The 23,330-nt window shown below is 70.4% G+C and carries 19 protein-coding genes; 10 read left to right on the plus strand and 9 right to left on the minus strand.

What is annotated here, in order from left to right; all coding sequences use genetic code 11:
* Positions 1 to 2 precede the first annotated feature (2 nt).
* From OG936_RS03975 to OG936_RS04000, 6 genes are all read right to left on the minus strand, one after another.
* The gene (locus OG936_RS03975) at positions 3 to 935 is read right to left on the minus strand and encodes a GNAT family N-acetyltransferase (protein ID WP_406492590.1); all 933 of its coding nucleotides are present in this window, start codon (positions 933 to 935) and stop codon (positions 3 to 5) included.
* Positions 932 to 3,091 (minus strand): peptidase C14, encoded by a 2,160-nt coding sequence (locus OG936_RS03980; RefSeq protein WP_406492591.1) that lies wholly within the window; start codon positions 3,089 to 3,091, stop codon positions 932 to 934. The genes OG936_RS03975 and OG936_RS03980 overlap by 4 nt, the downstream gene beginning before the upstream one ends.
* A gap of 64 nt (positions 3,092 to 3,155) precedes the next feature.
* A complete protein-coding gene (locus OG936_RS03985) occupies positions 3,156 to 3,995 on the minus strand; it encodes an SDR family NAD(P)-dependent oxidoreductase (protein WP_406492593.1) in 840 nt (279 codons plus the stop codon).
* Between the two features lie 207 nt (positions 3,996 to 4,202).
* Positions 4,203 to 5,048: an amidohydrolase family protein gene (locus tag OG936_RS03990; protein ID WP_383764777.1), complete on the minus strand. Its 846-nt coding sequence runs from the start codon at positions 5,046 to 5,048 to the stop codon at positions 4,203 to 4,205.
* Positions 5,045 to 6,232, minus strand: coding sequence for a mandelate racemase/muconate lactonizing enzyme family protein (locus OG936_RS03995; protein ID WP_383764780.1), 1,188 nt, complete (start codon positions 6,230 to 6,232; stop codon positions 5,045 to 5,047). The genes OG936_RS03990 and OG936_RS03995 overlap by 4 nt, the downstream gene beginning before the upstream one ends.
* Entirely contained in the window at positions 6,232 to 7,602 is a 1,371-nt protein-coding gene (locus OG936_RS04000) for an aspartate aminotransferase family protein (RefSeq protein WP_406492595.1), read from the minus strand. Before OG936_RS04000 ends, OG936_RS03995 begins: the two co-directional genes overlap by 1 nt.
* A gap of 289 nt (positions 7,603 to 7,891) precedes the next feature.
* Between OG936_RS04000 and OG936_RS04005 the strand changes: the two genes are divergently transcribed.
* From OG936_RS04005 to OG936_RS04050, 10 genes are all read left to right on the plus strand, one after another.
* A complete protein-coding gene (locus tag OG936_RS04005) occupies positions 7,892 to 8,749 on the plus strand; it encodes an IclR family transcriptional regulator (protein ID WP_406492596.1) in 858 nt (285 codons plus the stop codon).
* A gap of 208 nt (positions 8,750 to 8,957) precedes the next feature.
* Positions 8,958 to 11,108, plus strand: coding sequence for a peptidase C14 (locus OG936_RS04010; RefSeq protein ID WP_406492598.1), 2,151 nt, complete (start codon positions 8,958 to 8,960; stop codon positions 11,106 to 11,108).
* 214 nt (positions 11,109 to 11,322) lie between these two features.
* Positions 11,323 to 12,579: a Gfo/Idh/MocA family protein gene (locus OG936_RS04015; protein ID WP_406492599.1), complete on the plus strand. Its 1,257-nt coding sequence runs from the start codon at positions 11,323 to 11,325 to the stop codon at positions 12,577 to 12,579.
* Positions 12,580 to 12,626: 47 nt separating this feature from the next.
* A complete protein-coding gene (locus OG936_RS04020; RefSeq protein WP_406492601.1) occupies positions 12,627 to 13,877 on the plus strand; it encodes an ABC transporter substrate-binding protein in 1,251 nt (416 codons plus the stop codon).
* Positions 13,878 to 13,981: 104 nt separating this feature from the next.
* Positions 13,982 to 14,890: a carbohydrate ABC transporter permease gene (locus OG936_RS04025; protein WP_383753353.1), complete on the plus strand. Its 909-nt coding sequence runs from the start codon at positions 13,982 to 13,984 to the stop codon at positions 14,888 to 14,890.
* A 2-nt stretch (positions 14,891 to 14,892) separates the two neighbouring features.
* Positions 14,893 to 15,840, plus strand: coding sequence for a carbohydrate ABC transporter permease (locus tag OG936_RS04030; RefSeq protein ID WP_406492603.1), 948 nt, complete (start codon positions 14,893 to 14,895; stop codon positions 15,838 to 15,840).
* 6 nt (positions 15,841 to 15,846) lie between these two features.
* Positions 15,847 to 16,875, plus strand: coding sequence for an NAD-dependent epimerase/dehydratase family protein (locus OG936_RS04035; protein ID WP_383753358.1), 1,029 nt, complete (start codon positions 15,847 to 15,849; stop codon positions 16,873 to 16,875).
* 8 nt (positions 16,876 to 16,883) lie between these two features.
* Positions 16,884 to 17,951 (plus strand): dihydrodipicolinate synthase family protein, encoded by a 1,068-nt coding sequence (locus tag OG936_RS04040; RefSeq protein ID WP_406492605.1) that lies wholly within the window; start codon positions 16,884 to 16,886, stop codon positions 17,949 to 17,951.
* The gene (locus OG936_RS04045; protein ID WP_406492607.1) at positions 17,935 to 18,957 is read left to right on the plus strand and encodes a hydroxyacid dehydrogenase; all 1,023 of its coding nucleotides are present in this window, start codon (positions 17,935 to 17,937) and stop codon (positions 18,955 to 18,957) included. Before OG936_RS04040 ends, OG936_RS04045 begins: the two co-directional genes overlap by 17 nt.
* A 130-nt stretch (positions 18,958 to 19,087) precedes the next feature.
* Positions 19,088 to 19,936, plus strand: coding sequence for a fumarylacetoacetate hydrolase family protein (locus OG936_RS04050; RefSeq protein ID WP_406492609.1), 849 nt, complete (start codon positions 19,088 to 19,090; stop codon positions 19,934 to 19,936).
* A 13-nt stretch (positions 19,937 to 19,949) separates the two neighbouring features.
* Here the strand turns inward: OG936_RS04050 and OG936_RS04055 are convergent, their stop codons facing one another.
* The 3 genes from OG936_RS04055 to OG936_RS04065 form a co-directional block, all read right to left on the minus strand.
* Positions 19,950 to 21,656 carry a flavin monoamine oxidase family protein gene (locus OG936_RS04055; protein ID WP_406492611.1) on the minus strand — a complete coding sequence of 569 codons (1,707 nt, stop codon included), beginning with the start codon at positions 21,654 to 21,656 and terminating at the stop codon, positions 19,950 to 19,952.
* 45 nt (positions 21,657 to 21,701) lie between these two features.
* On the minus strand, positions 21,702 to 22,499 hold the full coding sequence (locus OG936_RS04060) for a carbon-nitrogen hydrolase family protein (protein ID WP_406492613.1): 798 nt from the start codon (positions 22,497 to 22,499) through the stop codon (positions 21,702 to 21,704).
* 283 nt (positions 22,500 to 22,782) lie between these two features.
* Positions 22,783 to 23,238 (minus strand): Lrp/AsnC family transcriptional regulator, encoded by a 456-nt coding sequence (locus tag OG936_RS04065; RefSeq protein WP_266745074.1) that lies wholly within the window; start codon positions 23,236 to 23,238, stop codon positions 22,783 to 22,785.
* Positions 23,239 to 23,330: the final 92 nt, after the last annotated feature.

Here is a 23,330-nt window from a genome sequence, read left to right on the forward strand (position 1 = left end):
GTTCAGAAGCAGTCGCCGTACCAGTGGACCGCGCCGGGCGCCGTGACCGTGGCCCGGACGGATTCGGCGGTGGCGTGCAGCGGGCGCGCCATGCCCACGTGCTCCTCCACCGGCCGGGACTCCGCCAGCAGCGCCGGCAGTGCCGCCCGGACCCCGGGGCCGTCGGGAATCCGGACCCGGGCCCGGCTCAGCCCCGCGCCACGGCCCCGTGCGCCGACTGCGGCGAACAGCTCGCCCAGGCACTCGGGCGCGCCCGCGAACTCGCGCACCTCCACGTACGGGCCCACGTGCTGGGCCACGATCCAGCCGGCCAACGCCCCCGACGCGGGGTCCTCGGCCACGAGCGACCGCTCGACCGGGCCGTACCAGGCGGGCACCCGCACCGACCAGTCCTCGGGCGCCCGCAACGAGCTGAGCGGCCTGTTCGCGTTGTACGCGTGGTGCAGGGCGGCCACCTCCGCGGTGTCCCGCGCGGCGGTCTCGCGGACCCGGAACGTCCCGGAGGCTGCCGGGGCAGCCAGCGTTCCCTCGGTGTAGGTACTGCCGAACTCCTGCCATCCCGAGCCCCGGTAGACCCCGGGCGTACCGGTGAACAGCAGGGACCAAGCGCACTGTTCGGCCGTCATGGTGCGCTCCGCCGCCACCAGCAGCCGCCGCACCAGCCCCTGCCCGCGGGCCTCGGGGCGGGTGGCGACGCTGCCGATACCGCCGACCCGCTGCGGGGTTCCGTGCGCGTCGCGGATCAGCCGGGGTACGTAGACGACGACCGCGTCGATCCCACCTCCCGGACCGTTCTGCGCGACGAACGTGTGCCGGTGGCGGTCCGGATCGAGGGCGTGCAGGGCGGCGATGTGCGGGGCGTCGAAGCACCGTTGCCACAGGGCGGCCAGGGGCGCCTCGTCGGCCGCGGTCATGGTCCGGATGACGGCGGTCACAGGGTCAGGTTCCCGTCCGTGCGCACCGAGTCACCGTTCGCGGGCATCGCGCCGCGCGTCGTACCGTCCTCCACGCACGCGGTGTGCAGAACCGAGGCCAGGGCGTCCGGGGCGAGGTGGAGCGTGCCGCCGGTGAAGCGGCTGCCGGTGGCCGCGTAGTGGTTCGTGCCGTCGGTGATGCGTATGTGGGCGGTGTCCGGTGCGGAGGCGGCGCTGCTGAGCGCGGTGATGTCCCAGGTCACCCTTCCCGGGCCGGCCGCCCGGCCGAGCAGCGCCTTGGTTTTGTTGCTGCCGGTGAGGCGGGTGCCGCCGGTGACGGTGAGCCGCTGGTCGCGTACGGCGCTGAGTTCGATGCCGGTGTTGTCGTAGGTGCCGCCGTCGATCCGCAGGTCCGCCGAGCCGACGGAGAGCGGGGCGGCGTTCTCGGCGCCGGTGACGGTGCAGTCGGTGAAGTGGACGGGCCCCGCACCGCGCAGGATCGCGCCGTCGACGCCCTTGAAGGTGCAGCGTATGAAGTGCACAGGAGCGGTGACCGGGGTCTGGACGAGGACGGCTCCCGCGGGCGGCTCGAAGGAGCAGTCGCTGATGGTGGTCGGCCGGGTGGAGCGGGCGGAGCGCTGGGCGACCGCGAAGGTCTTGGCGGTGCAGCCGCGGACCTGGGCTCCGTCGGCGTTGACGGTGAGGGTGCCGGCCTGGTCGAAGGTGGGGCGCGCGATCACCGTGATGTCTTCGAGCGTCAGATCGGTGATCCTGGTGTTGGCGGTGAACCAGGAACAGACGTGTCGGCGTACGGTGATGCGCTTGGCGGAAATTCCCCACTGCGCACCGGAGTTGGCGATGTCCATCAGTCCGGAGTTGCCGTCGAAGAGCAGGTCGTGCTCGTACTGCCCGTGGGTCGTGAAGGGGTTACCACCCGCGTCGTCGCCGTCGCCGTGGCAGTTCACGACGGTGCAGTAGGCGGAGGCGGTGAGGTCGTTGAGATGGCGGACGTTGCTGGTCGTGCAGTCCGCGACCCGTCCGTACAGGCAGTAGATCTGCTGGGTGAGATAGCCCGCGCCGCCGTACTCGACGGTGGGCGGGTTCTTCAGCGAACAGTCCTCGGTACGGAAGCGGGTGCACCAGCGGCGCATGATGACCGGCCAGAAGGAGCCGGTGGCATGGATTCCGGAGACGTCGCAGCCGACGGCGTACTCGAAGCTGACGGGGTGGGAGCCGGTGTACTCGTCGGGGCCGGCACCTTCGAAGACCAGGTTACGGATGTGGGTGCCCCGGACCGGTTCGACGCGGGTCCAGGTGAGGGTGCGGCCCGCGGCGAGTTCCCAGCCGTTGAGGTAGCCGATCCGGATGTGGGTCGCGTCGATGATCTCGGTGATCTCGACCAGCTTCTGCAGCTCGCGTTCGTCACCGCCGCCGCCCGCGACCGGGTCGACCTGTACGGCCCACCACTGCCCGACCTCGAACCCCTTGGCGTCGGGGACCGGGAAGGTGTCGGTGAGTTCGATGACCTTGCCGGAGAGCGTGTGCTTGACGGTGGTGTCGGTGACGGTGCCGCGGAAGGAGAGGACGGCGCCGAAGGGGTTGTCGTGGGTGTTCTTCTCGATGCCTTCGGTGCGCATGCGGTGGCCGCCGAAGTCGAGTTCGATGTTCGAGCGGTTGAAGAGGTGGCGCTTGGTGAGGAGGAGGTCGGTGTGGGCTTCGATGCGGTGGACGCTCTTGTCGGCGATCATCGCGTCGAGTGCGGCGTCGGCGGGGGCTTTGGCGTCGAAGTGGCCGAAGGTGCGGAAGTCGAGGGTGCCGGTGTGGAGCTGGAGCCAGCGGCCCGTTGCGGTTCCTTCGGGGGCGAGGACCGTGCCGCCGTTGTGTGCGGCGGTGGACTTCTTGTCCCAGCGGACGGCCATCGCGCCGCCGTCGCCGGGGGTGTGGTAGCCGGCGAGGAGGACGTGGGTGCCGTCGTCGAGCGGCTTGGTGTTCAGTGCGCGCAGCTCGGCGACCGTGCCGACGCGCAGTACGTCGCCCGTGTGCGCGGGGGCGGCCTGCGCCGAGCCGGTGGCCACGGCCGAACCGGCCATCACGAGACCGGCCAGCCCCGAAGCCCGCAGCAGAGTGCGACGGGACGAGGCGGAGGACGAGGCTGGGGACGGTGCATTGACGGACATGGCGGAGGGGCTCCTCGCGGTGTCGATGCGTGCTCGATGAGGACCGACTGCCGGTCGGTCGCGGTCAGATCGTGTTGCGGTACGGCGGCATGAAGCGCATCCGCGGCATCTGGTCGGCCAGCACTCCCCCGTCGACGACGATGCGCGCCCCGGTGAGGTACGCCCCGGCGTCCGAGGCGAGCAGCAGCAACGCGCCCACGCATTCGTCGGGCTGCGCGTACCGGCCGAGGGGGATCCGCTCGCGGTACGCGGACTCGAAGGCCTCCCGGTCGAAGGGGAATTCGCCGTCGATGGGCGTCTCGACCATGCCGGGGGCGAGGGTGTTGGCGGTGATGCCGTGCGGGGCGAGTTCGACCGCCAGGGTTTCGGTGAGCAGTTGCGCGGCGGCCTTGGAGGCGTTGTAGTGGGCCAGTCCCGCCTCCGCCACCAGGGCGTTCTTCGACGTGATGGTGATGATGCGGCCGGCGACGGAGTCGGCCGTCATGTGTTCAGCGACGCGCTGGCTGAGGAAGAAGACGGCGTCGACGTTGACCCGCATGATGTGCGACCAGCTCGCCGGGGTGATCTCGTTGAAGCGTTCCAGCGCCGCCGTTCCCGCGTTGTTGACCAGGATGTGCAGCGGTCCGGCCTCGGCGCGCACGACGTCGACGAAGCCGGGCAGCGCCTCTATGTCCGCGAGATCCTGTCCATAGGTGCGGACCTGGCGGCCGAGCGCCTCGATCGCCGCGGCGGTCTCGGCGACGCCGTCGGCACCGGGCAGGTCGACGAGGACCAGGTCGGCGCCGGCCTCGGCGAGAGCGACGGCGAAGGACCGGCCGAGGCCGCGGGCGGCTCCGGTCACGACCGCGGTGCGGGCGGTCAGGTCGAAGCGGTCGGTTCCGCGGGGCGGGACGGCTGCGGTCATGGCGGGGGTTCCTCCAGGCGGAGACGTACGAAAGAAGGGTGGGCCGCCGCGCAAGGGACACAGGGTGGAGCGCGGCGGCCCCACTGCCGGTACGGGGCACGAGGCTCAGGGGGGTGGGCCCGTACGCCGTACCGGCAGGTCCGTGGGAACGGCAGGTCCGTGGGAACGGCAGGTCCGTGGGAACGGCAGGTCCGTGGGAACGGCAGGTCAGCCGTTCAGGCCCAGCAGGTCCAGCGACGGCCGGTGGACGATCTCCTCCACCGCGTCCACGTCGAGCGGTGGCAGTCCGGGGATGCCCGGGATGCGGGCGATCTCCCGCAGCCCCTTCACCGAGTCGTCGACCGTCGTGAACGGGTAGTCGCTGCCGAACATCAGCTTGTCGAAGACCCCGTAGTCCTGGACGAGCCGGAGGCTGTGCCAGAGCTGGAAGGGCCGGTAGTGCAGGGCGCTGATGTCCGCGTACACGTGCGGGTGCTTGCGGATGACCGCGATGCACTCGCCCTCGAAGGGGTGGCCGAGGTGGGCGAGGACCATCCGCAGTTCGGGGTGGCGGATGGCGACCGCGTCCAGGTGGCGGGGCATCGCCCACTCCAGCGGCGCGTTCGACACGAAGGTCGTGCCGGTGTGCACGAGGAGCGGGAGGCCGTGCCGTTCGGCGTAGCCGTACAGCTCGTCGTACTCCTCGGCGGCCGGGTCGAAGCCCGCGTACATCGGCATCAGTTTGATGCCACGCAGGCCCAGTTCCTGGTGGCCGTAGCGGAGTTCGTCCTGCCAGCCGGGCTGGGTGGGGTCGAGGGAGAGGTAGCCGATCAGCAGGTCGGGGTGCGCTCCGGCGTACGAGGCGACGGCCGCGTCGTCGACCCAGAGACCGCTGCGCCGCGCCTTGCCCCCGACGACGATCGTGCGGGTGCCCTCGGGGGCCGTGGCGGCGTACTCCTCCCACTTCACCGTGAGGTCGACCTCGCCCGCGTGGGCCCGGGCGGAGTCGGACTTGAACGGGTCGGTGAAGTCGTGGCTGTGCCGGAAGAGATGTGAGTGGACGTCGACGATCATGTCCGGTTCCGCTTCTCCCAGCCGTCCGCGAACATGTTCCAGAAGCGGTGGCTGGGCGGGTGTTCCTCGAAGACCTCGTCGACGAGCTCGACACCGAGCCCCGGGGCGGTCGGCAGGCCGATGCGGCCGTCGACGATCGGAAGGGTGCCCTTGAGGGCGTCGAAGACGTAGTCCTCCAGGAGCCCGTCGAAGGTTTCGAGGATCTTGAAGTTGGGGATGCCGAGCGTCGCATGGACCGAGACGGTGGTGCAGAGCGGCGAGTTGGAGTTGTGCGGGGCCACGAGCATGCCGTGGGTATCGGCGATCGCGGCGAGTTTCCTGACCTCGGTGAAGCCGCCGGCCATGGAGAGGTCGGGCTGGATGATGTCGACCGCGTTCGTGGCGAAGAGCTGCTTGTACTCGTAGCGGTTGTGGAAGTGCTCGCCGCCGGAGATGGGGAACGCGGCGCGCTGGCGCAGTTCCGCGTAGCGCTCGATGTGGGTCCAGGGCATCGGCTCCTCGAACCAGCCGATGTCGAACGGTTCCAGCTCCCGCACGAGGCGGGCGGCGGTCGGCATGGCGAACCGGGCATGGCCCTCGATGAACAGGTCGACGTCCGGTCCGATGGCCTCGCGGACGGCCGCCACCAGGTCGACGGAGCGGCGCAGTTCGGCGCGCTCCAGCTCGTGCAGGCCGGGACCGAAGGGGTCGAACTTGAGGGCGGTGAAGCCCTTCGCGACGGTCTCCTTCGCCTTGGCCGCGAAGGTCTCGGGCTCGCGTTCGCCGGTGTACCAGCCGTTGGCGTACACGCGTACGTCGTCCCGGCAGGCGCCGCCGGTCAGCCGGTAGGCGGGGACGCCGAGCGCCTTGCCCATCAGGTCGTACATCGCCTGGTCGAGGCCGGACAGCGCGATGCCGCCCATGTCGCCGCCGCGCAGGAAGTCGCCCTGGTAGACGCGGAGCCAGAGCTCCTCGATGTCGAAGGGGTCGGCGCCGATGAGGTGGCGCTGCGCCAGTGCCTCGGTGAGCGCGCAGACCTCGCGGACCCGGTAGGGGTGGGTGATCTCGCCGACGCCGGACAGGCCCTCGTCGGTGTGCACCCGGACGTAGCCGAAGTCGCGCCAGGAGGTGCCGAGCATCAGGGTCTCGACCCGGGTGATCCGTCCGGCGGGGCCGGCGGGGCGGGTGCGGTTGACGGTGAGCATCAGCGGATCGCTCCGCCCATGGTGGAGGTGTTTTCCAGGTCGCGGGCGCCGCCGTCGGCGAGGACCGCCTTGACCGCGGCCTCGGTGCCCTCGATCAGGCGGTCCACGTCGGCGTCGGTGTGGGCGTAGCTGATGTGGCTGCGCTTGAGGTTGAGCGGCAGCTCGAACAGGCCGTGGTCGAGGAGCTTTCGGCGGTAGCCGACGAAGAGCGAGGCGTCGTTGTTCAGCAGGTCCGCGTAGGTGCGGGGGGTCTCGCCCGGCATGAAGTAGCTGACGAAGACCGAGCCGTAGCCGGTGACGACGGCGGGGACGCCGAGGCGCTCGTACAGTCCGGTCAGTTCGCTGCGGACGCGGTCGCCGAGCCGGAAGACGTGCTCGTGGACCGGCTCCTCGCGGAGCTTGCGCAGGGTGGCGAGAGCGGCGGCGACGACGGACGGGTGGCCGTTGTACGTACCGGCGAAGAAGGCGGGGGCGCCGGGGCGGGTGGAGAAGAGGTCCATCAGGTCGGCGTGGCCGCCGATCGCGCCGACGGGGGCGCCGTTGGCGATGGCCTTGCCGAGGGTGGTGAGGTCGGGGGTGACGCCGGAGATCTTCTGCCAGCCGCCGGTGTCGTGGCGGAAGCCGGTGATGACCTCGTCGAAGATCAGGACGCTGCCGGCCTTGGTGGTCTCCTCGCGCAACGTGGTGAGGAACTCCTGGTACGGCAGGAGCGCGCCGACGTTGTGCGGGACCGGCTCGACGATGACGGCGGCGATGTCGGATCCGCGCTCGGCGAAGGTGCGGCGGACGGCCTCGCTGTCGTTGAAGGGCAGGACGAGGGTGGCTTCGAGGACCTCGGGCAGGATGCCGGTCGAGATCGGGTCGTGGGCGCCGACCTTCTCGGGGGCGGAGATGACGTTGAGGCTGACCGCGTCGTGCCAGCCGTGGTAGCAGCCCTGGAACTTGACGACCAGGCGGCGGCCGGTGGCGGCCCGGGAGACGCGCAGCGCGTGGAACGTGGCCTCGCTGCCGGTGCTGGTGAGCAGCACCTTCTCGATCGACGGGATCAGCTCGGTGAGCTGTTCGGCGAGGATTACCTCGCCCTCCGTGACGCCGACGCCCATGTGGCCGAGGGTGGCGCCGGCCTCGGCGGTGGCGCGGGCCACGTCGGGGTCGTTGTGTCCGAGCAGCGGCGGGCCGAACGCCGAGTGGAAGTCGGTGTACTCGCGTCCGTCGGCGGTACGGAACCGTGCGCCGTCGGTCCCGGTGACGACCAGGTCGGTCAGTCCGGGAACGCTGCGCTGACCGCTGTTCACGCCGCCGGGTACGACCTTGCGGGCGCGCTCGGCGAGTCGGGCTCCGGATTCGTTGCCTACCGGGCCTGAACTCATATCGCTTGCTCCTTGCGTCGAGAGTCGTCGGTTTCCGCAGGCCCTGCCCGGCCTGCGAGTCCCTGGCGCCATCCGCCCGGCAGTCGCCGCAGGAAGAGGGTGATCCGTGGTGCTTGGGTGGTGCGTTTCAGTTTTCCGAACACTGTTCTGTAGAGCAGAACAGTGCTGGATATTACGTGCGGCACCTGGGCCGGTCAACCCCCTTTCCGGCTCGGTAAACCCGATTCCCCGGATTCCTTCACGGAGAACGCGCCTCCCGGCCTCCCTGAAGGCACTAGGCTGTTCTGCTATGACGAACAGTGCTGCCCCAGAAGAACCGAAGTACTGGGTCAAGAGCGTGGCCAGGGCAGCGGACATCCTCGAAGCGCTCGCCGCCCCCGCACAGGGGAACGGCCTGAGCGTCACGGAGGTCGGCCAGGCCTGCTCGATCTCCAAGAGCGCCGCCTTCGGCATGCTCCAGACACTGCGTGCCTACGGCCTCGTCTCCGACGACGGCGAGGGCATGAACCGCCGCTACCGGCTCGGCATGAGCCTGGCCCGGCTCGGCGACCGGGCCCGCTCCCAGGTGTCGCTGCGCGGGGTCGCCCACCCGGTCCTGCGCGAGCTCACCCGGACCACCGGCATGGCGTCCAGGCTCGCGGTACCCGAGGACGGCCATGCGGTAGTCGTGGACCAGGTCGAGCTCGACCAGCGCGTCCGGCTCGATCTGCGGATGGGCCAGCGCGAGCTGCCGCACTGCACGGGCCTGGGCAAGGCGCTGCTCTCCGCGATGCCGCAGAGCCAGGCCGCCGCGGTCGTCGAACGGTTCGGGCTGCCCAGGCGCACGTCCCGCACGATCACCGACCCGGCCACCTTCCTGTCGCATCTGCGCGACATCGCCCGGGTCGGCTACGCCCTGGACGACGAGGAGGACGCCGAGGGCATCATCTGCATCGGCGCGCCGGTCTTCGACGACCGTTCGGAGTGCGCCGGAGCCATCTCCATCACCGGCCTCAAGCTCGGTCTGCCGGCCTGGCGATACCAGGAGCTGGGCGGCCAGGTACGGGACGCGGCACGGCGGATCAGCCGCTCGCTGGGCTGGATCGACGACGCGGAGGACGCCGCATCCGACACCGGCACGCCGCATTCCGACGGATTCGGGTCTTGACCGATCGGCATATCCCGCCGTAGGTTCCCTGCCAACCCCGGTGACACTCACCCGTCACCGGCGATTTACCCCCTTCCGGTCCGCTTCCGACGCCTGCCCACCGCGTCGTGAACATCCGACGGCCGGACCCTTTTCAGCCATCCGCCCATGGCAGTCCATCGCAGGAACGCTCCCTCATTCTCGGCACTTCTCGGAAGGCGAAGTCCGCATGAGCGTTCCGCACCACCCCACCTCTGCCTCGTCCCGTCGCGCTCTGCTGCGGGCTTCGGGACTGGCCGGTCTCGTGATGGCCGGTTCGGCCGTGGCCACCGGCTCGGCGCAGGCCGCCCCCGCACACACGGGCGACGTACTGCGCGTCGGCACGGTCGCCGAGCTGCGCGCACTGAACACCAAGCCGCTCGACGACGGCACCCACGTCCTCCTCGCCGGCTACCACACCCCCGGCGACGGCGGCGCGATGGCCGTCCGCTGGGACAAGAAGTCCACCGCCGCACACAACGGCGGCACGGTCCTCGCACCCGAAGGAACCGCAACGGGCCGCTGGCTCCAGCTCCACACCGGCACCCTCGACTTCCGCACCTTCGGCCACTTCGACGCCAAAACCCCCGCCGACGCCGCACTCGACGCGATGATCGCCGACAAGAGCGTCCACCGCATCGAAGCCCACACCGACCTCCTCCTCACCAAGCGCCACCTCTTCAACCGCTCGAACATCGAACTCGACTTCGGCGGCCACCGCATGCGCACCGAAGGCATCGAGAAGAACACCCACGACAACCCCTTCGGCGCCGTCCTCTCCTTCCGCGGCACCGTCACCGACACCACCGTCAAGCACACGCTGAGCACGGCGATGCCGGACCTCTCGGATCTCTTCGAGGTCGGCGACTCGTCGAAGTTCGCCGTCGGCCAGTGGTGGGCGGTGGAGATCAATGCCCTGTCGGGGCGGTACGAGAAGGAGATCCAGCGCCTCGTCCAGGTCACCGATGTCGTCGACTCGGCGCACATCCGGGTCAACTACCAGATCGGCTGGGACCTGGCCGCCGGCCGCACCCTCACCTGGACCCGCGTCGAGCCCGTCGACCGCGCCCACGTCCGCAACATGGTCTTCGAGGGCTGGGGCGAGGACGAGATGACCGGCTCGCACCCGGTCGCTTTCGAGTACGCGGTGCGCTGCGACGTCTCCGGGATCGAGGCCATCGGCACCTTCTGGCCGGTCGTGATGCGCCGCTGGTGCACGTACTACCGCACCGAGCAGTGCTCGCTGACCAACCCCAAGTCCGTCACGTACGGCGGCGCGGGCTATCTCACCCAGCAGATCTACTGCCTGTACGGGCACGTCGAGGACTGTCACACGTCCAACGCCCGTCATCTCAACGACTTCACGGCCTCCGCGTACTGCTATGTCACCAACTGCCACGGCGACGGTGACGACGAAGGCCCGTTCGTGACGCACGGACAGTTCGAGCACGACCTCGTCTACACCGGCAACTCCGGCCTGATGACGTTCGCCAACTCCGGTGCCGCCTGGGGTGGCAGGGCCAAGCGGATCACCGTCCGCCGGCACGCCTGCTCCTGGTTCGTGGCCCGCGTCAAGATCACCGATCTGACGCTGGAGGACGTCCTGGTCATCGGCAAGAAGTCCCTGGCCGGCTCCGGCATGCTCTGGGTCAACGCCGACGGGGTGCAGATGCGCGGCTGTACGGCCACCGGTCCGCTGATCGTCTCCCGGGCCTCGGACCTGTCCACCCGTCCCAATGTGATCGCCGACTCCTCGTTCGCCTTCGCGCCGGGCGCGGAGATAACCCAGGCCAATGTGACCGTCCCGCTCACCCTCCAGCGCAACACGCTGAAGGGCGTCGACGGCGCGGTCTTCAACGGCACCGGGCCGCTCGTCATCGACCAGTGCACGCTGACCGGCTCCAAGGACACCGCACCGGTCTCGCTCGCGCACGCCGACATCACCGTCCTCGGCGGCGAACTCCGCGACACCGGACTGAAACTGACCTCGGCGAAGGACCAGCGGCTGCGCGTCGACGGCACGCGGCTGTCCGGCACCAACAAGGACGGCGCCCTGCTCGCCCGTACCGGCTCCGGACGCACCGTCGACTGGCAGCTCACCGGCCTCGACTCGGCCGCGCCCAAGGGCACCGCCCACGTGCTGGTCACCGAGGGCCCCAACCGCTACCGGGCCACCGGCTCCACCTTCACGGGCGGCCGGCTCGAACTGCGGCCCGCGGCGTTCGGCGGCACCGCCAGCCATCTGCTGCACACCGGCTGCGTCGAGGACGGCACCGAGCGCACCGCGCTGCCGGACGAGGGCGACCGCGTCGCCCACACCGCCGCCACGCTGCGCTTCTGACCACCTTGGGACCTCCCGTTCGGATCATGCCTGGCTCGCGGGGTCCGGCACGCACGCTCGCGGCGTTGTCGTCGGTCTTCCCCAACGGGGGAGACCCCATCGGCTCCGCCATGGCTCCCTCCTCCGCCTTGCGAGCGCACGCACCCGACCCCGCTCTCCGATCCGGCCTGATCCGGACGAAAGGCCCCAACCCATCGAGCACCAGGGATTCCCCGTGTCCACGCATACCCCGATCAACGGCCGGCCCGTACGGGTCGCGCTCGTCGGCGCCGGCAACCGCGGTCTGACGTACGCCGAGTGGATCAAGGCGCACCCCGAGCGCGCCGAACTCGTCGCCGTCGCCGATCCGCGCCCCGCGGCGCGGGCCGCCGCCGGTGCGCCCGTCGAGTTCAACGACTGGCGCCCGCTCGTCGAGAACCGCATCGCCGACGCCGTCGTCGTCGCCACCCAGGACCGCTTCCATGTGGAGCCGGTACTGGCCCTGGCCGAGGCCGGATACGCGATCCTCGCCGAGAAGCCCCTCGCCCCGACCGAGGACGAGACCCGGCGGATCGTCGAGGGTGTGGAGAGGGCCGGGGTCCTCTTCGCGGTGTGCCATGTCATGCGGTACACCCCGTACACCGACCTGGTGAAGGAGGTCGTGGACTCCGGCGTGCTCGGTCAGCTGGTCTCCCTCGACCATCTGGAGCCGGTCGGCTGGTGGCACTACGCCCACAGTTATGTGCGCGGGCCGTGGCGCAGCGAGAAGGACTCCTCCCCGATGCTGCTCGCCAAGTCCTGCCACGACCTGGACTGGATCACGTACGTCATGGGCGGCCGGATCGAGCAGGTTTCGAGCTTCGGCGGGCTGAAGCACTTCCGCCCGGAGAACGCCCCGGCCGGGTCCGCCGACCGCTGCCTCGACTGTGCGGTCGAGTCCGGCTGCCCGTACAGCGCGCTGAAGCTGTACATGCCGACGCTGCGCGAGAAGGGCGCGGTCTGGCCGGTCACCCATGTCACCGAGGCGACCGACGAGGCCGGACTGGTGCGGGCGTTGCGCGAGGGGCCGTACGGCGTCTGCGCGTACCGCGGCGACAACGACGTGGTCGACCACCAGGTCCTCGCGATGCAGCTGACGGACGGGGTGACCGCGACCTTCCAGATGGTGGCTTTCACCGAGCAGACGCACCGGCAGACCCGGATCTTCGGCTCGCACGGCTGGCTCATCGGTGACGGTGAGCGGGTCACCGTGCAGGACTTCCGGACCGGTGAGTCCACCGTCCATGAACTCGGCGCGTCCGGTTCGAACGCGGCCGACGGGCACGGCGGCGGGGACGCCGCGCTCGTCGAGGCGTTCGTCACCGCCGTCGCCACCGGCGACGCCGGGGCCGTCCGCTCCGGTCCCGCCACCTCGCTCGGCAGTCATCTCGCGGCGTTCGCCGCCGAACGTGCCCGGCACACCGGCACCGTGCAGACGGTCCCGGCCCAGTGACACCCCCTCTTCCCGGCCCCACCCTCACGTCCTCGGAGGACCACCTCATGTCCCGTCTCCTCACCCGCCGTTCCAGAGTCCGTGCCGTCGCCGCGCCCGTCCTGGCCACCGCGCTCGCCGCCGGTGTGCTGGCCGGCTGTTCCGGCAGCGACGACAACACCGTGACCATGTGGACCTACCCGGTCATCTTCGACGAGGCCAAGAACAAGGCGTACTGGGACGGTCTCGTCAAGGCGTTCGAGAAGGAGCACTCGGGCGTCAAGGTGAAGGTGGAGACCTTCCCGTGGGCCAACCGCGACACCGCGCTGGCCACCGCGATCGCCTCCGGCAAGGGCCCGGACGCGGTCTACCTGATCCCGGACCAGCTGCCGAAGTACGCCAAGAGCATCGTCCCGGCCGACGACTACATGCCGGCCGATGCCAAGTCGGACTACACGGACTTCGCGCTGAAGTCCGTCACGGTCGACGGCAAGGCCCTCGCCACCCCGATCCTGACCAGCGCCAACCCGCTGATCTGCGACAAGCGGGTGTTCGCCGCGATCGGCGAGAAGAACTACCCGACGAGCTGGGCGGAGCTGGAGGCACTGGCCCCGAAGCTGAAGGAGAAGGGCTACTACGCCACCACCTACTACGGCGACACCCAGCAGACACTCAACATGACCTTCTACCCGCTGCTGTGGCAGGCCGGCGGCGACGTCTTCTCCGAGGACGGCAAGAACGTCACCTTCAACGACGCGGCCGGCGTCAAGGCGCTGACGTACCTGAAGAAGCTCGTCGACGGCGGCTACACCGACAAGGACCTGGTCACCACCACGCCCAAGCTGGAGCAGACCCCGACCGCCAAGGGCAAGATCGCCTGCACCTGGCAGAACACCCCGGCCGACGTCGAGCCGTTCTGGGGCAAAGAGAACATCGTCGTCCAGCCGCCGCTGAAGGACGTCAAGTCGGTCGGCTACGGCACCGTGGGCGCCCTGTCGATGCTCAAGGGCGCCGACAAGAAGAACACCGGCGACTGGCTGAACTTCGTCGCCGAGTCGAAGAACGCGGCCGGTCTGCAGAAGGCCGCGGGCTACTTCCCGGCCCGCAAGTCCGGCGGCGACCTGTACCCGGACGACGCCCTTCAGACGGCGGTCGGCACGACGCTGCCGAGCATGACCGTGGGCCCGCTCCAGGACAAGGCCCGTGAGGTCCAGGGCGTGCTCGCGCCGGAGATCCAGGCGGCACTGCTGGGCAAGAAGAGCCCGCAGGAGGCGCTGGACGCCGCGCAGAAGGCCGCGCAGGCGATGCTCGGCCGCTGATCACGCGCGGGGCCGGGGTCCGGCCGCAGCCGGACCCCGGCCCCGCACCCCTGGGGCATTTCCCCCGACCCCCCGCAATTCCCCCGTACCGCAAGGAGATCCCCGTGGCAGTCGTCGCGGAACCCACCCGCCGCCGGGGCCGTCGCAGCGGGCCGCAGGCGCGCCGCGAGGCCCGGATCGGCCTGCTCTTCGTCCTTCCGTGTTTCCTGCTCTTCCTGGCCTTCCGGTTCGGCCCGGGTGTCGCCGGTGTGCTGATGAGTTTCACCGACTACACCCTGACCGGCGGCGGCAGCTTCGTCGGGCTGGACAACTTCACCCGCCTGTGGGACGACCCGCTGTTCTGGCAGGCGCTGAAGGTCACGGTCCTCTACACCGTTCTCGCCGTGCCGGGCACGCTCATCGCGTCGGTGTCCCTGGCACTGATCACCCGCCGCGCGTTCCGCGGCGCCAAGTTCTTCCGTTCGGTGTTCTTCCTGCCGGTCGTCACCTCGCTGGTGCTGGCCGCCACCGTCTTCGTCTGGATCTTCTCGACGGGCGGCCCGTGGTCCACGCTGATGGGCTGGTTCGGCATGTCCGAGGGCTCCTGGCTCTCGGACGACGTGCTGGTGCTGCCGGCGCTCGCGATCGTCGGCGTCTGGTCCCGCTTCGGGTACGGGATGCTCATCCTGCTGGCCCGGATGCAGGACATCCCGAGGGAGCTGGAGGAGGCGGCCCTCACCGACGGCGCGGGCCCCTGGCAGCGGTTCCGGTACATCGTGCTGCCGCAGCTCAAGCCCGCCCTGTTCTTCCTCGCGGTGATCGAGACGACGGCCTCGTTCCAGGTCTTCGACGCCGTCTACACGATGACCGGCGGCGGCCCCGCAAACGCCAGCTACACGCTCGTCTTCCAGCTCTACGACGCGGGCTTCAAGTACTTCGACCTGGGCTACGCCTCCGCCATCGGTGTCGCGCTCTTCGTGCTGACCGTGGTGGTCGCGGTGATCCAGCGGCTCGTGATCGGGAAGGACCAGTGACCATGACCGCAGCACCCGCAGAGACCGAGACCCCTCCCGCGAGCAAGGCTCCCGCGGCACCCGACCGGGCCGCGCGCCGGGCCGAACGCAAGCTGCGCAAGCTGTCCGAGCAGGACAGCGTCCCGTACGGCATGCGCGCCACCCCGGCCGGCCGGATCGCGCGCGCCGCGCTGCTGACGGTGGCCGCGATCGTGACGATCTTCCCGTTCTACGCGATGGTCGTGCTCTCCCTGAAGCCGTCCGCGGCGGTCGAGTTCCCCGGAAGTCTGCTGCCGTGGCCGCTGACCGGCGAGGCGTACGACACCGTCATGAACTCCCAGGACGTGCCGCGCTGGCTGTTCAACACGCTGATCTACTCGGTCGTCTCGGTCGTCGGCGTGCTGCTGCTCGCCTCGCTCGCCGGATACGCCTTCGCCAAGAAGCGCTTCCCGGGCCGGGAGACGATGTTCTGGTCATTCCTGTCGATGGTGATGGTCCCGTACCACGTCACGATGATCCCGACCTTCGCGATGATCGCGAAGCTGGGCGGCGTGGACACGTACTGGGGTCTGATCGTGCCGACCCTGGCCAACGCCCAGGCGGTGTTCCTGATGCGTCAGTTCATCCAGGGGCTGCCGGACGAACTGTTCGAGGCGGCCCGGCTGGACGGCTGCAACGAGTGGCAGATCTTCTACCGGATCGTGCTGCCGCTGCTGAAGCCGATCCTGGCCACGCTCGGTGTCTTCGTCTTCCTGTGGCACTGGAACGACTTCCTGTGGCCGCTGGTCATCGGCCAGTCCACCGACATGCGCACCCTCACCGTCGGCATCGCCTCGCTCCAGCAGCAGAACGTGCCGCTCAACGTGGTGCTCTCCGGCTCCGTCATCGCGTTCGTGCCCATCTTCGCCGCGTACATGGTGGGCCAGCGCTACTTCACCGAGGGCGTCACCGCGTCCGGAATCAAGGGATAGCTACGAATGTTCACCGATGAGGCCGCGCTCGAAGAGCGGCTCGCCACCCCCTCCCCCGTACTCGTCGCCGATCTCGGCCGCCTCGAAGGCGATCTGCTGGTGCTCGGCGCCGGCGGCAAGATGGGCCCCAGCCTGTGCCGGCTGGCCCGGCGGGCGCTGGACGCCGCGGGCCGCCAGGACGTGACCGTGTACGCGGTCTCCCGCTGGTCCGACAAGTCCGCCGCCGACGAGCTGGAGGCCGCCGGGGTCTCCACCGTGGCCTTCGACCTGATGGACCCGGCCGCCGATCTGGCCGGACTGCCGGACGCCGGGAACGTCGTCTTCATGGTCGGCGCCAAGTTCGGCTCCGCCGGGGCCCCTTCGCACGCCTGGGCGGTCAACGCCGCCATGCCGGACCGGGTGGCGCGCCGCTGGTCGGGGGCGCGGATCGCCGCGTTCTCCACCGGCAATGTGTACCCGCTGGTGCCCGTCTCCTCCGGCGGCTGCACCGAGAGCGACCCGGTCGGCCCGGTCGGCGAGTACGCCATGTCGTGCCTGGGCCGGGAGCGGATCTTCGGCCACGCGGCGCTGACCCGGGGCACCAAGGTCGCCAACATCCGCCTCAACTACGCGGTCGACCTGCGCTACGGCGTCCTCGCCGACATCGCCCACCGGGTCCAGACGGGCGAGCCCGTCGATATGACGACCGGTCATGCCAATGTGGTGTGGCAGGGGTACGCCAACGAGGTCGCCCTGCGCTCGCTGCTGCACGCCACCGACGGCGAGGCGTTCACCCTCAACCTCACCGGCCCGGAGACCGCTTCGGTGCGCCGCATCGCCCAGTGGTTCGGCGAGGAGTTCGGCAAGGAGCCGCTCTTCGAGGGCGAGGAGGCGCCGACCGCGCTGCTCTCCGACGCGAGCCGCTGCCACGCGCTCTTCGGCTACCCGGACGTCGCCCTGCGCACCCTCGTCGAGTGGCAGGCCGACTGGCTGCGCCGCGGGCTGCCGCTCTCCGGCAAGCCCACCAAGTTCCAGGTCCGTGACGGAAGGTTCTGATCCACCCCATGTCCACTCCCTCCCTCCCGTCCGCCCCCGCCCGCTCCGGCACGCTGGACGCACTCGCCCATGGCTCCGTGATCCCCGCGCACCCGCTCGCCCTGCACGACGACGGCTCCTTCGACGAGCGCAGGCAGCGAGCGCTGACCCGCTACTACCTCGCCTCGGGCGCGGGCGGGGTCGCCGTCGCCGTACACACCACCCAGTTCGAGATTCGTGAACCGGAGGTCGGCCTGTTCCGGCCGGTCCTGGAGCTCGCCGCCGAGACGATCGACGCCGAGGCCGGACGCCCGTTCATCAAGGTCGCCGGGGCCTGCGGATACACGGCGCAGGCCGTCTCCGAGGCCGAGACCGCCGCCGGGCTCGGCTACGACGCGGTGCTGCTCAGCCCGGCCGTGCCCGGTGCGGACGAGAAGGGTCTGCTGGAGCGGGCCCGGGCGGTCGGCGAAGTGCTGCCGGTGATCGGCTTCTACCTCCAGGAGGCCGTCGGCGGACGGTACTTGTCGCCCGGTTTCTGGTCCGCGTTCACCGACCTGCCGAACACGGCCGCGGTGAAGATCGCCCCGTTCGACCGGTACCGCACAGCCGACGTCGTACGGGCGGTGGCCGCCGCGGACCGTGCCGACGAGGTGGCGCTCTACACCGGCAACGACGACGACATCATCGGTGATCTGCTCACCCCGTACGAGACGGCCGGCGGCACGCCGCGCTGGTTCGCGGGCGGCCTCCTCGGCCAGTGGGCCGTCTGGACGACCTCCGCGGTGACCCTCCTCGACGACGTCCGCAAGGCGCGCGGAGGGGACCACGAGGCGATGCTGCGCTGCCTGGCGCGCCGCTCCGAACTGACCGACGCCAACAGCGCGGTCTTCGATGTGCGCGGCGCGTTCCGCGGCTGCATCGCCGGGGTGCACGAAGTGCTGCGCCGCCAGGGACTGCTGGCGAACATCCGGTGCCTGGACCCGGCCGAGACGCTCTCCCCCGGCCAGGCGCAGGAGATCAGCCGGGTGGCCGCGGCCTACCCTTGGCTGACCGATGACGCCTTCGTTGCGGAGCACCTCGATGCCTGGCTCTCCTGACCCTGCCGACCGTTCCCGGGTGGTCGTCGCCGTACCGCCGGGCCTGCGGGCCCAGTTCTTCACCGCCGAGGTGTGGCGGGAGGTGGAGCGGGCGGCGGAGCTGACGGTCCTGGACGACCATCGCGACCGGGCGGCGGTGACCGCGGCGCTGCCCGGAGCCCGGGCGCTGATCACCTCGTGGGGCGCGCCCCTGGTGGACGCCGGACTCCTCGCCTCGGCCGACCGGCTGGAGCTGGTGGCGCACACCGGTTCGGCGGTCGCCCCCTATGTCACCGAGGAGGTGTTCCGGCGGGGCATCCTGGTGACCCAGGCCGGGGACGAGATGGCCCGCCCGGTCGCCGAGGTGGCGCTCGCGTTCACGCTCTCGCTGCTCCACCGCATCCAGCGCTTCGACCACGCGCTGCGCGGCGGGCTGGAGTGGGCGGCGGCGAGCGAGGCCCCGCCCCGTCACGAGATCCACGGCAGCGACATCGGCGTGATCGGCGCCTCCCGTACCGGACGCGCCTACATCGCCCTGGTCCGGGCGATGGGGGCGCGGGTGAGCGTCACCGACCCCTACCTCTCCGACGCGGACGCCGAGGCGCTCGGCGTGCGCTCCGTACCGCTTCGGACCCTGCTGTCGCACAGCAGGATCGTCGCCGTGCACGCGCCGGTCACCGAGGAGACCCGCCGGATGATCGGCGCCGAGCAACTGGCGCTGATGCCGGACGGGGCGGGCCTGGTGAACACCGCCAGGTCGTGGCTGGTCGACGAGGACGCGCTCCTCGCCGAGGTGTCGTCGGGCCGGCTGGACGCGGCCATCGATGTCTTCGACGCCGAGCCGCTGCCCGCCGGCCACCCGTTCCGCTCCCTGCCGAACGTGCTGCTCACCCCGCACCAGGCGGCGGGCAGCGTCGAATGCCGGCAGCGGCTCGGCATGAGCGCCGTCAACGAGGTGCTGCGGCTGCTCGCCGGCCGCCCCCCGGTCCACGCCGTCACCGCCGACGCCCTCACCCGGCTGCACTAGTGCCCCTCCCGGCAAGCTTTGCCCCGTCGCGCCGCCCAGCACGCACGCTCGCTGCGTTGGCCAAAAGCCCTCTGCCGACCGGAACAGTTCCGACCCTCAACACCCCCACCTGTCAGGAGAGTTCACCCTCATGCGACTGATGCGCATCGGCGAACCGGGCCATGAGCGCCCGGTTGCCGTCTGCCCCGAAGGCCGTCACCACGACCTGTCCGGCATCACCGACGACATCGACGGCGCGTTCCTCGCCGCGCTCGCCGACCATCCGCGCCTGGTCCCCGCCGAACCGGCGCTCCCCGGAATCGACATCACGGGTCAGCGGATCGGCGCCCCGGTGGCCCGCCCCTCCGCACTGCTCTGCATCGGCCAGAACTACGCGGCGCACGCGGCGGAATCGGGCAGCGAGCCGCCCGAGCAGCCGATCCTCTTCTACAAGTCGCCGAACACGATCGTCGGCCCGTACGACGACGTGCTGATCCCGCGCGGCTCGAAGAAGACCGACTGGGAGGTGGAGCTGGCCGTCGTCATCGGCCGCCGCGCCTCCTACCTGGACTCCCCCGCCGACGCCGCCGCGCACATCGCGGGCTACGCCGTCAGCAACGATATTTCCGAACGCGCCTTCCAGCTGGAGGAGTCGGGCGGCCAGTGGTCCAAGGGCAAGAGCTGCGCCACGTTCAACCCGCTGGGCCCGGTGCTGGTGACGGCCGACGAGGTCGGTGACCCTCAGCAGCTGCGGCTGCGCAGCTACGTCAACGGGGAGCCGCGACAGGACTCCAGCACCGCGGACATGATCTTCAGCGTGGCGCATCTGGTGCACCACCTGTCGCAGTACCTGGTGCTGGAGCCCGGCGACGTCATCAACACCGGTACCCCGCAGGGTGTGGCGCTGTCCGGCCGCTTCCCCTACCTGGGTCCGGACGATGTGATGGAGGTCGAGATCTCGGGTCTGGGCCGGCAGCGCAGCGTCTGCCGACCCGCGTAATACCGAACCGCCTTCAGTCCTCCGGGAGTTCGACCGGGGCGATGTCGTCGAAGACATCACCGGGGCCGGGGTTCGTCGCATCGGTCGCGCCGCCGAACCGGGTCATCACGCCCCAGACGGCGTTGAGCGCGGTCTGTACGGCGCCCTCGGCCCATCCGGCCGTCCAGGAGATGTCGTCGCCCGCGAGGAACAGCCCCCGCCGGTCGGCGGGCAGCCGGTCCTGCATGAAGTGCGTGAACAACCGCCGCTGATACCGGTAGTGACCCGGCAGGTTGGCCTTGAACGCCCCCATGAAATACGGCTCGTTCTCCCACGAGACCGTCACCGGGTTGCCGATGATGTGCTTCCTGATGTCGACGCCCGGATAGATCTCGCCGAGCGACTTGAGCATGACGTCCATGCGCTCGTTCGGCGAGAGCGGCAGCCACTTCAGGCTGTCGTCGCACCAGGTGTACGAGAGGCAGATGACGGCGGGCCGGTCGGGGCCGTCGTCCAGGAGGTACGTCCCCCGGGTCATCCGGTCGGTGAGCGTCATCGACATGACGTCCCGCCCGGTCGGCTCCCCGCCGCCGTCGACGGCCCGGTCCAGCCAGAACGGCCGGTCGACGGGGACGAACAGCTTCGACGACTCCATGTAGTGGGTGCGCTCCATCGCCGTCCAGTGGTCGATCGGGAACAGCGCGTCGTCACAGTCGATCTTCGAGAGCAGCAGCCAGGACTGCCCGGTGAAGACGGCGGCCGGGTAGGTGCGGATGTCGCCGGCGGCGTCGGTGACGGTGATCCGGTTTCCGGCGGTGCGGTGCAGCCGGGTCACGGCGGGGCGCGGTTCGCCCCCGTGCAGCGAGGACAGCGACGTGCCGAGCGGCCAGTGGACGATCTTCTGCGGTTCGCGGTCCCAGAGCCGCAGCGGGAGCTGCTGGCTGCCGCCGACGATGGAGCGGTGGTGATCGTCCGCCTCGGTGTAGACGACGCGCAGGATCTCCAGGATGGAGTTGGGGAAGTCGGTGTCCCAGCCGCCGGTACCGAAGCCGACCTGGCCGAAGATCTCCCGGTGACGGAACGACTTGAACGCGTCGGAGTCGCAGAGGAATCCGTAGAAGGTCTGGTTGTCGAGCTTGTGGACGAGCTCCGCCCAGATCTCCCGGATGCGCGGCACATCGCGTTCGCGCATCGCCCGGTTCATGTCGGAGAAGTCCGCGCCCTCCTCCAGACACCGGTTCCAGGCGTCCATCACCTCGCGGTAGACCTGCGGCAGATCGTCGACGGTCCGCGCGTAGTGCGAGGTGCCCTTGAGGTCGACGACGGTCGACGGGGTGGCCGGGGAGAGCGGGTTGGGGAACGGCTTCGTTTCCAGGCCGACCAAATCGATGTAGTGCTGGAGCGCGGTAGAGGACGGCGGGAACCGCATCGCGCCCATCTCGGCGGTGAGTTCGGGGCCGCAGCCGTCGAATCCGACGGTACGCAGCCGGCCGCCGATCTCGTCCGCTTCGTAGACGACGGGCCTGAGTCCCATCTTCATCAGCTCGTACGCGGTGACGATGCCGGAGAGCCCGCCCCCGATGACGGCGACCTCGGCGCCGTGCTCGGTCGCCGGTATCTGCCCGATGCCCGCGGGGTGCGCCAGGAAGTCGTCGTACGCGTAGGGGAAGTCCGGCCCGAACATGGTGATCGGCTCGGTGGCGTCGGTGTGCTGGACGGCGTTGGGCACCGTGGACGTCATGGGGTACGGACTCCTTGCGCAAAAAGACGGATCGGGGTGACGGGTTCAGACGAGGGAGCCGTACAGACCGGGGCGGCGGTCGCGCAGATACGGGTTGGCGGCGCGGGACGCACTCAGGAACTCGGGGTCGACCTCACCGATGACGAGCTCCTCGCCACGTCCGGCGCGGGCGCGGACGGCGCCGTCGGGACCGGCCAGGCAGCTCAGCCCGACGAACTCGAACTCGCCTTCCTGGCCAGCCCTGTTGACGTACGCCACGTACAGCTGGCTCTCGAAGGCGCGCACCGGCACGACGGACTCGGCGACGAACTGGAAGGGGTGCATCACCGCGGTGGGCACCAACAGCAGACCGGTGCCCGCGAGGGCGTGCGCACGGACGTTCTCCGGGAACTCGACGTCGTAACAGATCACGATCCCGATGCGGACGCCATCGAGTTCAGCCTGGACGACGGGCTGCTCGCCCGGGGTGAACCACTCCTGCTCGAAGCAGCCGAAGAGGTGGGTCTTGCGGTAGTTCGCGAGCGCCGCGCCGTCCGGCCCGATGAGCTGTGCGGCGTTGAAGATCTTCTCGCCCGCACGCTCCGGGTAGCCGTAGAGGACCGCGAGCCCGTGCCGTACGGCGATCTCGGCGACCGCCCGGGCTGAAGGACCGTCGGCCGGCTCGGCCAGCCGGGGAACATCGGCCCCGATCGCGTACCCGGTCAGGAACAGCTCGGGGCAGACCAGCAGCCGGGCCCCGGCCTCCGCAGCCCGCCGCGCCGCTCCGTCGAGCACCTTGAGGTTCTCGTCCACGTGCCCGGTTCGTCCGGAGTTCTGGAGCAGGGCGGTGCGCAACGGCGACATGGCTGACCTCGGGCGGGGCGGGGACGTAGGAGGGTGCTGAAGATCTCGGCCGGGCCGAGATCTTCAGCGTTCTCCCAGACGGTACGGTCCACCGCGTGGGCCCGACAAGGCGCGACCGTTGCGCGCACACCATCGATCCATTGCGCGCCGACGGCCGGTGACGGCGATTCATTGCGCTCGACGTCTTCGCAGGTCAAGCAGGTGACACAGGTCTCGGCCCGCCCGCGGATCAAGGCCGTCCGGCGATCGAGGACGGGGCGGCCACCGGCCGCCGCGCGGCGCCCTACTCGGGCGTCCCCGACGAGTACCGCCTGAGCAGCGGCGAAAGCACCAGCACGGACTTCGTCCGCTCCACGTACGGCTCGCCCGCGATCCGCTCCAGCACCTGCTCGAAGTGGCGCATGTCCGCGGCGAAGACCTGCACGATCGCGTCGGCCTCGCCCGTCACCGTGGACGCCGAGGCGATCTCCGGATACCGGGCGAGCCCCCGCTTGATCGCCTCCGGCGACGTGTTCCGGCTGCAGTAGATCTCGATGAACCCCTCGGTCTCCCACCCCAGCGCCGCCGGGTCCACCCGCACTGTGAAGCCGGTGATCGCGCCCTCGGCGCGCAGCCGGTCCACCCGGCGCTTCACGGCGGGCGCGGACAGGCCGATGATCGCGCCGATGTCCGCGTAGGAGCGCCGGGCGTCTTCGGCGAGGGCGTGGACGATGCGTTCGTCGAGGTCGTTCAGGCGCACTTCGGGCGGTTCACTTCTCTGCGATGGTCTGCTTCGGGGGCGGCAGGAGCCGCCCCCGAAGTAGACCATGACGCCGCCCGCCGGGCGCGCTC

Source organism: Streptomyces sp. NBC_00846, from assembly GCF_045207325.1.
Classification (GTDB): Bacteria; Actinomycetota; Actinomycetes; order Streptomycetales; family Streptomycetaceae; genus Streptomyces.

Bases quoted from the DNA above. Each gene is read 5' to 3' on its own strand.
- OG936_RS03980 (WP_406492591.1), bottom strand. From the start codon at position 3,091: ATGTCCGTCAATGCACCGTCCCCAGCCTCGTCCTCCGCCTCGTCCCGT.
- OG936_RS03985 (WP_406492593.1), bottom strand. From the start codon at position 3,995: ATGACCGCAGCCGTCCCGCCCCGCGGAACCGACCGCTTCGACCTGACC.
- OG936_RS03990 (WP_383764777.1), bottom strand. From the start codon at position 5,048: ATGATCGTCGACGTCCACTCACATCTCTTCCGGCACAGCCACGACTTC.
- OG936_RS03995 (WP_383764780.1), bottom strand. From the start codon at position 6,232: ATGCTCACCGTCAACCGCACCCGCCCCGCCGGCCCCGCCGGACGGATC.
- OG936_RS04000 (WP_406492595.1), bottom strand. From the start codon at position 7,602: ATGAGTTCAGGCCCGGTAGGCAACGAATCCGGAGCCCGACTCGCCGAG.
- OG936_RS04005 (WP_406492596.1), top strand. From the start codon at position 7,892: ATGACGAACAGTGCTGCCCCAGAAGAACCGAAGTACTGGGTCAAGAGC.
- OG936_RS04010 (WP_406492598.1), top strand. From the start codon at position 8,958: ATGAGCGTTCCGCACCACCCCACCTCTGCCTCGTCCCGTCGCGCTCTG.
- OG936_RS04020 (WP_406492601.1), top strand. From the start codon at position 12,627: ATGTCCCGTCTCCTCACCCGCCGTTCCAGAGTCCGTGCCGTCGCCGCG.
- OG936_RS04030 (WP_406492603.1), top strand. From the start codon at position 14,893: ATGACCGCAGCACCCGCAGAGACCGAGACCCCTCCCGCGAGCAAGGCT.
- OG936_RS04035 (WP_383753358.1), top strand. From the start codon at position 15,847: ATGTTCACCGATGAGGCCGCGCTCGAAGAGCGGCTCGCCACCCCCTCC.
- OG936_RS04040 (WP_406492605.1), top strand. From the start codon at position 16,884: ATGTCCACTCCCTCCCTCCCGTCCGCCCCCGCCCGCTCCGGCACGCTG.
- OG936_RS04045 (WP_406492607.1), top strand. From the start codon at position 17,935: ATGCCTGGCTCTCCTGACCCTGCCGACCGTTCCCGGGTGGTCGTCGCC.
- OG936_RS04050 (WP_406492609.1), top strand. From the start codon at position 19,088: ATGCGACTGATGCGCATCGGCGAACCGGGCCATGAGCGCCCGGTTGCC.
- OG936_RS04055 (WP_406492611.1), bottom strand. From the start codon at position 21,656: ATGACGTCCACGGTGCCCAACGCCGTCCAGCACACCGACGCCACCGAG.
- OG936_RS04060 (WP_406492613.1), bottom strand. From the start codon at position 22,499: ATGTCGCCGTTGCGCACCGCCCTGCTCCAGAACTCCGGACGAACCGGG.